6 protein-coding genes are annotated in these 9766 nt (G+C 68.0%); all 6 read right to left on the bottom strand.

From position 1 onward, the window contains the following. Nucleotides 1-836, bottom strand: an 836-nt coding sequence (locus GF405_08375) for a hypothetical protein (protein ID MBD3368167.1), incomplete at its 3' end; no start/stop codon positions are given. Between the two features lie 91 nt (nucleotides 837-927). Further along, complete coding sequence (locus GF405_08370; GenBank protein MBD3368166.1) at nucleotides 928-4935, bottom strand: hypothetical protein; 4008 nt, start codon at nucleotides 4933-4935, stop codon at nucleotides 928-930. A 79-nt stretch (nucleotides 4936-5014) separates the two neighbouring features. Beyond that, nucleotides 5015-7477, bottom strand: coding sequence for an AAA domain-containing protein (locus GF405_08365; protein MBD3368165.1), 2463 nt, complete (start codon nucleotides 7475-7477; stop codon nucleotides 5015-5017). 48 nt (nucleotides 7478-7525) lie between these two features. Further along, nucleotides 7526-8590 (bottom strand): ATP--guanido phosphotransferase, encoded by a 1065-nt coding sequence (locus GF405_08360; protein MBD3368164.1) that lies wholly within the window; start codon nucleotides 8588-8590, stop codon nucleotides 7526-7528. After that, nucleotides 8571-9101 (bottom strand): hypothetical protein, encoded by a 531-nt coding sequence (locus tag GF405_08355; GenBank protein MBD3368163.1) that lies wholly within the window; start codon nucleotides 9099-9101, stop codon nucleotides 8571-8573. Before GF405_08355 ends, GF405_08360 begins: the two co-directional genes overlap by 20 nt. Beyond that, nucleotides 9085-9708: an ATP-binding cassette domain-containing protein gene (locus GF405_08350; GenBank protein MBD3368162.1), complete on the bottom strand. Its 624-nt coding sequence runs from the start codon at nucleotides 9706-9708 to the stop codon at nucleotides 9085-9087. Before GF405_08350 ends, GF405_08355 begins: the two co-directional genes overlap by 17 nt. Between the last annotated feature and the right edge of the window lie 58 nt (nucleotides 9709-9766).

Here is a 9766-nt window from a genome sequence, read left to right as displayed (position 1 = left end):
GCGACCTCGTAGAGTTTTCCCTCGTCGATCGTGATCCTGATGACGACCCGCTGACCCTCTTCCTCGAACTCGAGGTCGTAGCCGGTCGCCCTCGCGTTGATGTAACCCTCCGCACGATAGCGCTCCGCGATGCGCAGAAGGTCTTCCTCCAGCACATCCTCATCGAGGAACGCGTCGGTGCGCCACCAGCGGTCCTCCTTCGTCTCCATCGCCTTCTCGAGATCTGCCCCCTCGAGGGCCTCGTTGCCGACGAACTCGATGCGGCGGACGACGACACGCGTGCCCTCGTCGACGACCACGCGGAGTCTGACGGCGTCGGCCGCCGTCCGGTCCGATTCGATCTCGACCGTTCCCGACACGAACCCCTTCTCCCGAAGGAGCTCGACGATCGCAACGCGGGAATCCTCGACGCGCCCCCGGTCGTACGGATCGCCCTCGGTGATCGCCATCTTCTCGAGGACCTCGTCCTCGGACAGGTCGTCGACGCCCTCGACCTCGATCCCGGCGACCCGCGGCCGCTCCTCGACCGTGACGATCAGCCTGAGACCGTCAGCCGCCTGCTCGGCGTAGACGTCGACGTCGGAGAACTGCCCTGTCTCGTAGAGTCTCCGGATGCCCTCGCGGAGACTTTCGGGCCGCAGTTCCTCGCCCGCACGAACGCCGAACGTCAGGAGAACGCGGTCTCTGCTGACGCGCGAGTTCCCCTCGACATCGACGACCGACACCGTCTGAGCGAACGAGAGGACGGTGGTCGCGAGCAGGAGCCCCAGAACGAGAGCGGGCACGATGTAGCAGCGTGTTCGCATACAGTTACCCCCGTGTGACCGGCTGGTCATCCGCGAATGCTAGCACAGCGTTCCGAACGTGTAAACCCTGAGTTGGAACGCGCAAATCAAGATGTGATAAGGGCTTCCGGCCTTCGGCGGGTCAGAACTCGTAGCGGTTCTCGATGGAGAGCCGACGGTCCCAGTCCTGGATGACCGGGTCGTACACGACCCGCATGGAGAGAGACGTATTGCGGGACACCTCGTATTCAATGCCGAGCTCGTGACGGAGCCCGAGGCTCTGCTCGGCGACGTCGTCCTGATAGGCTCTCGTGGTGCCGACGTACGACATGAGCCAGTCGCGCGATAGGTACTTGCCGAGCGTTATTCTCGACCTTACGAGGAACGGCAGGTACTGCGCACTCCCCTCCTGTGCACGCCACAGATCGAGCTGGGACAGGAAGTGCTCGACGAAATCGACGTCGATGCGCACGAGATCGAGATTCAGGTTCCTGCGGATCCGGGTCTCGACCGGCGCGAGGATCGGCCGAACAACCCTCATCGAGAGCTGCCCCCCGACCACATCGAGCGCCTGTCGCCGCTCCAGCGCGGCCTGTTCCTCGCCCTCGAGCAGGGCGAACCCCATGCCGTACTGGAGGCGCGAGAGGATCTCCTCCTCCGAATCGTCCTCCGGCGCGTCGGACGCGAGCGTGATGGCGCTCTCATCGAGCGTCGCCCCCGTACCGGCGAAGGTGAGGGCCGGCTCGTACGAGTCCATCGTCAGCGTGACGGTCGTCCCGTCCTCCACTCGCGTCTCCGCCTCCACGAAGAAGCGTGGCGGCTCGCAGAAGAACGGGAAGTCGACGAAGGCCGTCCGGAGGTCGAAGTCCCTGTTGAGATAGGTCACTGTTCCTCGGGTCGACTCGAGACGCCCGCGAACGCAGAGGGTCCCTCCGTCCGGGCTGCCCCTGAACTCGAGAGAGCCGCCCTCCTCGACCTTCACATCGGCGTCCGCCCTCCTGTACCAGACATTGCGCCCGGCCCGCATCGTGATGGCCCATTCGGCGTCCATGATCGGGTTCGTCCCGCCGTCTTCATCCCCGTCGTCATCTTCGAAAGGGTAGATGAACGATAGGTCGGAGAACTCCACCTGCCCGAGAAGCGTCGCCCGGCTCCCGGGGCCCGTGAAGTAGAAGTGGTCTCCGCCCGCCGGCCCGGCGACATCCAGTCTGCCGTACTCCCCCTCGGTCATGAGCCCCGGGATGTTGACGCGGACACCCCCGTCCGTGCCCAGCGCGAGGACACCGGCATCGACGCCGCCGATGTCGAGCGGCGGGAGTATGCGGCCGTCCACGACCCGCCGACGGACGCTCTCGAGTGTCCCAGTGCGGCCGTCGATCGTACCGGAGACGGACCCGTCGACGACGGCCCCGTCGACGATCTCAAGCTCGAGCGACACGTCGCGCAGCTCCTCGATGATCTCGGACGGCCGCACGAGCGTGGCCGTCGCGTCGACCTCGGCGTTCGCCACCACCATCTCATCGGGTTCTCCCACGAGACTGGCGTGGAGCGAGCCGCGTCCTCCGTGGCTCGTCCCGAGTCCCGACGCCTCGACCAGGAGGGCGATGGGGTCACCATCGACGGTGATGTCGAGCGTCGCTTCCCCGTCGCCCTCCCCCTCTCCGAGAAGCTCGAGCGGCATGTTTCCCTCGGCGGAGAGCCTGTAGGCGTTCCGCCGCTCGAGAGCGAGCGGGTCGAGTGTCAACGTCCCGCGGGCCCCCGTCACGCGCGCGACCAGATCGTCGAACGGGATCCCGAGGAACGTGCCGCCCTCGGACTCGAGGCGCGCGTCCACCGTCGGGTCGGACGTCGTTCCCCCGATGCCGACCGTCGCATCGAATCGCGTCCGTTCTGTGCCCCGCAGAAGCTGTCCAGGCACGCCCTCCCCGGCGATGGAGAACGACAGCGGGCCGTCGGCTACGGCCGACCCCGCACCCCGCAGGAACACGTTCCCGCCTTCGCGGACGGTGAGTCCCTCGATGCGCAGCGAGTCACCCTCGATCGCGACCTCGCCGCTCGCAGAGAGGTCGCCTACCGCGCCTACAACGGCGTCCGCAATCTCAAGCTGCCCCGTGACGACCGGCCTCTCGAGAGTTCCGGACGCGGACGCCGAGACGAACACGAAGCCTGCGAGCCCGGGGGGCGGGACCCCGCCCGTGGCGACGGCGAAGACGTCCTCGAGACGCGCCTCGGAAACGACGAGACCGGCCGAGAGCGTCCGGCCGGGACCCGGCCCCACCTCGGCCTCGACACGACCGAGGCGGTCGACCGTCGCCCAGCCCCCGAGACCACCGTCACCGTTGATCTCGAGACGTCCGCGGAGCTCGGTCTCGAAACCTCTGATCTCGAACGGTACTGCAGCGAAGGCGGCTGCCAGACGCCGCTCCGCACCCGCCAGGTCGGCCTCCCCGTCGAGGTCGATGTCCGCGGCGAACCATGGGCTCAGGGCTCTGAGTGTCCCCGAGAGGACCAGGCTGTCGGCCGGCCCGCGGAGGCCGGCCTCGCCGTCGAGCACCGTTCCCGAAAGTGCAGGCGGAAGCGGGGCCAGAGAGTCGACCGCGAAGTTCTCGAGAGCAGCGGAGAGCGCGACGTTGGGTTCCGCGCCTACGAACTCGACCTCCGCGGTCACGCGCCAGTCACCCGAGCGTGACTCCAGCGTGGCCGCCAGGAGTTCGTCGGCCAGGACGACCCCTCCGGCGCCCGCACCGGGACGGAGCTCTCCGACTCGCAGATCGCCCCACGCGACGAGCGCCTCACCTTCCAGACGTCCCCCCTCGTAGCGGGCGAAGAGGTCCCTGACATCGACCGAGCCGTCGGCCTCGACATCGCCCACAAGCTCCGCGAGCTCACGGGCGTCGACGCCGAACGCGCCGCCGGTGAGACTCACTTCACCGGCGTCGAGGTCGGCCGTTCCACTGAGCATGAGGTTTCCGCCGAGTGCCGCCGACGTCAGTTCCCGGACCGTCAGGACGCCGTCGCGGAACGCCAGCTCGGCGCGCAGCTCCGAGAACGCCACGCCGCGCGCCCTTCCGCGGGCCCGCCGGACGACCGCTGCCGCCCCCGCGTCGTCGAACGGCCCGTCGAGCACGACGGTGGCGTCGGCGACGCCGCGGACTTCGAGGCTCTCGGCCCCGGCCAGCGTCAGCAGCCGATCGATGGCGACGCCGTCCAGTTCGACCTTGAAGCCTGCGAAGCGGCCCCGGGCGACGTCCGCCTTTCCCCGGAGGGCGACCGCCGTCCCGTCGAGATCGCCGTCGAACCTCCCGACCGTCAGCGTGTCGCTGCGGTAGGACGCCTCCGCGGAGACGCCGGTCAGGCGCGCCTCGGGTCGTTCGAACTCGAGAAGGCCCTCCTCGAGCGTTCCCGAGACCGCCAGATCGAAGCCGGAGGTGTCGACGGCGGCAGAGGCCCGGACCGTCGCGACGCCGTCCGTGACGTCGAGCACCATCCCCCGCGGCAACGGGAGTCCGGGACGCAGGGCGGCTTCGTCGACGCTGAGCGTCACCGTGAGCCCCGCCGCGCCGGACACGATGTCGCCCGTCAGGTTCCCCTTGCCCCCGAGCAGACTGCCGCTGAAGCTCCCCGTGACATCGCCCGAGGCATCCCTGGACGCAAGCGCATCGAACGAGCTCAGAAGCAGCGTCCCGCCTGACCGCGACGACAGCCTGAGCTCGCCGTCCGACACCGCGACGTAGTCCGGAATGAGCTCGTCGAGTTCCCTTGGGGACGGAGCGGGAGCGGTCGAATCGGCGTCACCGGCGTCGATGACAAGCTCGGCGCGTGGAGAGTCGATGAGGATGGAGCTGACGGCGCGGCGAACGTCGAAGCCGCTCGTCAGGAGCTTCTGGATGCTGACGTCGACCGACGCGCGCGGTACGCGCAGCGACCCGCGCTCGCCCAGGTCGACGACGATGTCCGACATGGTGAGAGAGGCCAGTCCGAGCGAGAGGTCCCCGACCGACAGCTCGGCGCCCGATTCCGGGAGGATGCGCGCGAGCACGGCCTCGCGGAAGCCGGGCCGCTCGGAGGCGACCCTGACCGATACGACTGCCATTGGAGGAAGCAGTATCAGCACGAGGATGACGAAGATCACCCAGCGGCGGTGACGCATGCGTGCCGCGCTCCTCGGTCGGCGGGAACCCTCCGCCCGGCGCCCCTCGCGCCGGAGGCGGAGGTGCGGGACGGCGGCCCTAGCGGGCCGCCGTCTCCATCTTCTTGCGGGACGTCTTGAACGCCAGTTCCTCGCCCCGGCGTTCGACGAGGATCAGACCGCCCTCGTCGTGCTTGCCCTTGAGGACCTCCTCGGACAGAGGGTCCTCCAGGTAGCGCTGGATGGCGCGCCTCAGCGGCCGCGCTCCGTACGCCGGGTCGAAGCCCTTCTCGATCAGAAGCTCCTTGGCGCTCGCGCTGATCCTGAGCCTGATGCCGGCCTCCTTCAGGCGGTTCTCGACATCCCGGAGGAGGATCTCGACGATGCTGCCCATCTCCTCGACGCCCAGGGCGTGGAAGACGACGGTGCCGTCGACGCGGTTCAGGAACTCGGGATTGAAGACGCGCTTCAGGGCCTCGGTCGCCTGCCCCTTCATCCTCTCGTAGATGTCGATCTCCTCGCCCAGCTTGAAGCCGATGCCGGGACCCTGCGCGATGTCGCGAGCTCCGACGTTCGAGGTCATGATGATGACGGTATTGCGGAAGTCGACCGTGCGGCCGAAGCTGTCGGTCAGCTGACCGTCCTCCAGCACCTGAAGGAGGATGTTGAAGACGTCGGGATGAGCCTTTTCGATCTCGTCGAGCAGCACGACGCAGTAGGGCCGCCGCCGGACCTTCTCTGTCAGCTGGCCGCCCTCCTCATACCCGACGTAGCCGGGGGGCGCCCCGACGAGTCGGGACACCGCGAAACGCTCCATGTACTCTGACATGTCGAGCCGGATGAGAGCCGTCTCGTCCTCGAAGAGGAACGACGCGAGTGTCCTGGCGAGCTCCGTCTTCCCCACGCCGGTCGGACCGAGGAAGATGAACGACCCGATCGGTCTGCGCGGGTCACGGAGTCCGGCGCGGTTCCGGCGGACGGCCTTCGACACGATGTTGAGGGCCTCGTCCTGTCCGACCACGCGCTTCCTGAGCTCGTCCTCCATGTGCAGGAGCTTCTCGCTCTCCTCCTGAGCGAGCCGTCTGACCGGAATGCCGGTCATGCTGGAGACGACCTCGGCGACGTCCTCGGTGTCGACCTGCGCCTTCCTCGTGTGCTTCGACTGGACAAGATCCTTCCGCGCCGTCTCGAGCTTCTCCTGGACCTCGCGTTCCTCGTCACGAAGCTCCGCCGCGCGTTCGAACTCCTGGTCATCGCTCGCCGTCCTCTTCTCACAGGAGATGCGGTCGAGTTCCCTCTCGAGCTCGCGGACCTCGTTCGGAATGGCACTCATCTCGAGGCGGGCGCGCGCGCCGGCCTCGTCGATCACATCGATCGCCTTGTCCGGGAGAAAGCGGTCCGAGATGTAACGGTCGGCGAGCTTCGCCGCGGAGACGATCGCCCCGTCCGTGATCTCGGCGGAGTGATGCTCCTCGTATCGACAGCGAAGCCCCTTGAGGATCCCGATCGTCTCATCGACGCTCGGCGGATCGACGATGATCGGCTGGAACCTGCGCTCCAGCGCTCCGTCCTTCTCGATGTGCTTCCTGTACTCGTCGAGCGTCGTCGCGCCGATCGCCTGCAGCTCGCCCCTGGCGAGAGCCGGCTTCAGCATGCTGGCCGCGTCGATCGCACCCTCGGCGCCGCCCGCGCCGACGATCGTGTGCAGTTCGTCGATGAAGATGATGACGTTGTCGCTGTCCCCTATCTCGCTGATCAGTGTCTTGAGACGCTCCTCGAACTGTCCGCGGTACTTCGTGCCCGCGACCGTCGAGGACAGGTCGAGCATCACGAGCCGTTTGTCCTTGAGCGTCGTGGGAACGTCGCTCGCGACGATCTTCTGCGCCAGCCCCTCGACGATAGCGGTCTTCCCGACGCCCGGCTCGCCGATGAGCACCGGGTTGTTCTTCTTGCGGCGCGAGAGCACCTGGATGACGCGCTCGATCTCCCGCTGGCGGCCGATGACCGGGTCGAGTTCGCCGCGCCGAGCCAGCTCCGTCAGATCCCGCCCGAACTGGTCGAGCGTCGGCGTCTCCGCGGCCCGCTCCGCCGCCTGCTCCGTCGTCTCGCCGCCGGTGCCGCCGCCCAGGACGCGCATGACCATTTCGCGGGCCGTTCGGAGATCGACATCCAGATCGCGCAGGACCTTGGCCGCGACCCCCTCACCCTCGCGGATCAGTGCGAGAAGGAGATGTTCCGTGCCGATGTACTGGTGGTGGAGGATCCGGGCCTCCTCCCGCGCGAGTTCGAGGACGGTCTTGGCCCGGGGGGTCCACTGGCTCTCCTTCATGGAGGTCCCGTAGGAACCGCGAGCCACGTACGACTCGACCATCTCACGGACCGTGTCGAGATCGATGCCGAGTTCGCGGAGAACGGTGGCGGCCACGCCCTCGCCCTCGCGCACGATGCCGAGGAGCAGATGCTCCGTCCCCTGGTAGTCGTGGTGGAGGCGGATCGACTCCTCCCTCGCGAAGTAGAGAACACGGCGAACCCGCGGCGTGAACTCCCTCTGTCGTCTCTGCATCCGTCCCCTCCCTGGGAACCTCGTCGCGCCGAAGGCGCAGAGTGACCATCAGTTCGGTTCGGAGAGCTCGCGTCTGACCAGCTCGGCTCTGGCCGCGTCCCATGCGGCCGACGCGTCCGAGCGGCCGTGGGTCATCATCAGGTGTCCGGGCTGCGTGACAACGAGCAGTCTGTTGACCGTGCCGAGCGACACCTCGTCGATGAGACCGAGCGCCACGCCGAGGCGGAGCACCGAGCAGAGCTCCATGACCTCCTCGGCCTTGAGAAGCCGCGCGTTCCTGAGCGCCCCGTAGGCGCGGAACACCTCGTCCTCGAGGCGGCGCGGCTCCCGCTCCAGGAGGTCCTCCCGGGCCTCCTCCTCGAGGGACACCAGCTGGCCGGCGACCCGCTCCACCGTGTACGCGATGTCGTCCTCCGACTGACCGAGCGTCGTCTGGTTCGATATCTGGAAGAAGCTGCCGGTCGCCTGGCTGCCCTCGCCGTAGAAGCCCCGGACGGACAGCCCGAGCTTCGAGATCCCGGCGAGCACCGACGTGGCCCTCCTCATGCGTGCGAGGGCCGCCAGGTGCGCCAGCACCGACACACGGATCCCCGTGCCGACGTTCGTCGGACAGGCCGTGAGAAAACCCCAGTCGCTGGAGAAGGCATAATGCAAGTTCCGGTCCAGCTCGGAGTCGACTCTCTCGAGGAGCCGCCAGGCATCGACGGGTTGAAGTCCCGAGCGGATGCAGTGCAGCCTGAGGTGGTCCTCCTCGTTGATCATGCCCGAGACGACCTCGCGCTCGCCGATGATGCAGGCCCTTCCCTCGCCGCACGCCGCGAAGGCGGGACTGATGATGTGACGTTCGACCAGCGCCTGGCGACCTGCGGAATCGGCATCGTCCATCACGACGACGCGGGCGTTCATCAGGTAGTTGTTCCTGGCGACCGCGTCGAGCACGCGCTCCCGGACGCGAACGAGCGCGTCGTTCGAGGCCCGCTCGGGGAACGGGACGTTGTCGAGGTTCCGCGCGACGCGCACGCGCGTCGAGAGGAAGACCTCGGAGTGCGGCCCGGCGCCTGAGAGCCAGGCGGCTGGGCCGCTCATGATCGCGTCAAGCCTGGCTGCTGCCATCGCCCTCTTCCCCGGATGCGCGCTCGATCGACCGGATAGCGTCCCTGAGCTCGGCGGCGCGTTCGTACTCCTCCCGGAACACGGCCCTTCGGAGGTCGGCCTTCAGACGCCGGAGTTCCTCTCTTCTGACGGACTGAGCCTCGAAGCCCGACGGCATGCGCCCGAGGTGCTGGGTGCTGCCGTGGATGCGGCGGAGGAGCGGAGCCAGCTCCGATGAGAAACGGTCGTAGCAGGCACCGCATCCAAGCCTGCCCGTTCTCCGGAAGTCCGCGTAGCTCATCCCGCACTCGTCACACGCCGCGTCGGGGGGCGTCTCCTCGAGAGAGTCGTCCTCGAGAAGCCCCATCAGGATGCCGACGAGCGGACCGGCGAACGACGGGAGGGTCGTCGCGACGCCGCGTTCGTGCGCGCACGTCTCGCAGAGCGCCCAGACGGACAGCCGCCCGTCCACGACCTCGGCGTAGTGCACGGCGGCCGGCGCCTTCCCACATCTGTCACACGGCTGCGGCACCGGAGACCTCCCTCTCGGCGTCGACCACCAACCCGTCACGGAGCACGACCACGCGGTCGGCCCGGGACGAGAGCGACCGGTTGTGCGTCACGATGACGAACGTCTGCCCGAAGGAGTCCCTCAGTTCCCAGATGAGATCGTGCAGCTCCTCGCTCCCCGCTCGATCGAGGTTCCCCGACGGCTCGTCGGCGAGCACGACCAGGGGGTCGACGGCGAGCGCCCGGGCGACGGCGACACGCTGCTCCTCTCCGCCGGAAAGCTCGCCCGGGAGATGATCGGCCCTCTCGGAGAGCCCGACGCGTCCGAGGAGCTCCGAAGCGCGCTCGCGGGCCTCGGGCCTCGACCTCCCCGCGATCAGACACGGCATCATGACGTTCTCAACGGCCGAGAGCTCTCGCATCAGATGATGGAACTGGAAGACGAACCCGATGGTCCTGTTCCGGAACGCCGCCACACGGGCGTCGGGCAGATCGAAGACGTCGACGCCGTCGATGCGGACCGACCCTGTCGTCGGCCGGTCGAGCGCCCCCATGATGTGGAGGAGCGTGCTCTTCCCGACCCCGGAGGGCCCGACGATGGCGATGATCTCACCGGCGCCGACGTCCATGCTCACGCCGCGAAGAACCTCGAGACGCTTTCCTCCCGTCTCAAAGCTCTTCGTCACG

Source organism: Candidatus Effluviviaceae Genus V sp., assembly GCA_014728125.1.
GTDB lineage: Bacteria > Joyebacterota > Joyebacteria > Joyebacterales > Joyebacteraceae > WJMD01.
Note: the sequence above shows the minus strand (reverse complement) of the source record. Positions and strands in the feature narration are given on the sequence as shown.